Origin of the sequence: Micromonospora mangrovicola, from assembly GCF_047200535.1 — a bacterium.
Taxonomy (GTDB): Bacteria; Actinomycetota; Actinomycetes; order Mycobacteriales; family Micromonosporaceae; genus Micromonospora.
The window spans coordinates 1-888 of the sequence record NZ_JBJZOG010000250.1; the positions used below are offsets into that span (position 1 = coordinate 1).

The 888-nt window shown below is 75.2% G+C and carries 2 protein-coding genes; one reads left to right on the forward strand and one right to left on the reverse strand.

Annotation, left to right across the window (positions count from 1 at the left end; genetic code table 11):
• A partial coding sequence (locus ACL02O_RS34315; RefSeq protein ID WP_412822341.1) for a discoidin domain-containing protein occupies nucleotides 1–330 on the reverse strand: 330 nt, incomplete at its 3' end.
• A 207-nt stretch (nucleotides 331–537) separates the two neighbouring features.
• Between ACL02O_RS34315 and ACL02O_RS34320 the strand changes: the two genes are divergently transcribed.
• Nucleotides 538–888: discoidin domain-containing protein (locus ACL02O_RS34320; RefSeq protein ID WP_412822342.1), on the forward strand; the 351-nt coding region annotated here is incomplete at its 3' end.

Here is an 888-nt window from a genome sequence, read left to right on the forward strand (position 1 = left end):
GAACGCCCGCCCGTAGGCGGCCTCCCAGACCAGTTCGACCTGGTCGACGGTGGCGGTGGCACCGAGGTCCACCTGGAGCCACTGCGGATCGCTGAAGGCGCTGGACCAGCGGGTCCCGGGATCGCCGTCGGTGGCGGCGGAGGCGGGGAAGGCCGCGTTCTCGGTCGACGACGCGGTGGTCGGCCGGCCCTGGGAGAGCAGCGAACCGGCGGCGGTGGCGGGCGGCACGGGGGCGGTCAGGTAGGCGGCGAGCAGGGCGAGCAGCGCGGTGGCCATGGCGGCGAGGCGGCGTCGCCGGCGGGGCGGTGGCAGCGGTGGTGTCGTGGGCATGGCTGGCTCCCGGACGGGCTGGTGACGGGGACGGAATGGAGAGCGCTCTCCATCAGGTTCATCGAGCCGTTTCCATCAGTCAATGGCCTGGGAAAAGTCCGGAATGGATCTCGTGTGGCCCGGGCCGGCTTCTTGACAGCGGCTGGGCGGCGGGCCACGCTCGGGCCGAGAGCGCTCTCCATCGGCCACCACCCGTAGGAGACGTCCATGCCCCCCGTTCCCCGCCGGCTCGCACCGGCACACCCCGGCCGGCCCCGCCCGGCCCGCCGCCTGCTCACCGCCGTCGCCACCACCCTGGCCCTGCTCGCCGGCGGCGCCGTAGCGGCCGCGCCCTCGCCCGTCGACGCCGCGTCCGCCCTGCTCTCCCAGGGCCGGCCGGTGACCGCGTCGTCCGTCGAGAATGCCGGCACGCCCGCCTCGGCCGCCGTGGACGGCGACCCGGGCACCCGCTGGTCGAGCACCTTCGCCGATCCCCAGTGGATTCAGGTCGACCTCGGCGCCACGGCCACCGTCGACCAGGTCGACCTGGTCTGGGAGGCCGCCTACGCGCGCTCCTTG